The sequence below is a fragment of the Bradyrhizobium sp. UFLA05-109 genome (assembly GCF_054185165.1).
Genome location: NZ_JBBIAR010000163.1, coordinates 1 through 910, shown reverse-complemented (window position 1 = coordinate 910; position 910 = coordinate 1). Strand labels below are relative to the sequence as shown.

1 protein-coding gene is annotated in these 910 nt (G+C 64.5%); it reads right to left on the bottom strand.

What is annotated here, in order from left to right; genetic code table 11:
• Positions 1 to 817, bottom strand: an 817-nt coding sequence (locus tag Q3C01_RS44845; protein WP_458151744.1) for an IS110 family transposase, incomplete at its 3' end; no start/stop codon positions are given.
• Positions 818 to 910 lie beyond the last annotated feature (93 nt).

Here is a 910-nt window from a genome sequence, read left to right as displayed (position 1 = left end):
AGTAGAAGGCCTTGAAGAGGTCGGCCCGGCGAACCGCGTTGAGAGCGGCCATGTAGAGGGCATCGCGAACGCGCTTTCGACCACCAGCGATCTTGCGCTTGCCGCGGTGGGTACCACTGTCGACGTTGAAGGGGGCCAGGCCGGCCAGCGCCGCCACCTGCTTGGGCCCGACATGTCCAAGTTCCGGCATCTGCGCGATGAGCTGCATGCAGGCCACGGGACCCACGCCGGGCACTGAGCGCATCAGCTGCGCATCGTCCGAGATCTCCGGCTCGGCTTTGATGAGTGCGTTGATGTCGGCCTCAATCTCGGCGATCTCGCGATCGAGAACCTCGATAAGGCGACCGATGCGTTCGGCCATGGCGCGGTCATCGGCTTCGCTGCGACGGTTCTTCTCTTGGGCGCGCATGAGGACCAACTGGTCCCGCCGTTTTGCCAGCCTTGCCAGCGCGTCGCGGGCAGGTGTGGCGACCTGCTCGGTGACGGGCTTCATGGCGCGCGCAAAGGCTGCCAGCATCCGCGCGTCGATCGGATCGGTCTTGGCGAGCTGGCCGCTGGCGCGGGCAAAGTCTCGAGCACGGGCCGGATTAATCCGGGCGAAGCGGATGCCGGCCTGACGCAGCGCCTCGCGAAGTGCAAGGTCATAGACACCCGTGGCCTCGAAGACGACCAGCACGTCGCATCGCCAACGCGCCACCAGCTGTGTGATGGCCTGTGCCGCGTTGGCGATGCGCTCCGGCATGCCCACGGCTTCATCAAAGATATCAAGATATTGCTTGGAGACGTCGATTCCGACGCAACGGAGAGGTATGATCACGGTGCCTGTCCCTGTGATGCGAGGTCTGTTGGCGCAGCCTCGTGCAACTGTTCAGGTTGATAGATGGAACGGGCGGGAGACCGAGCCGGCTCA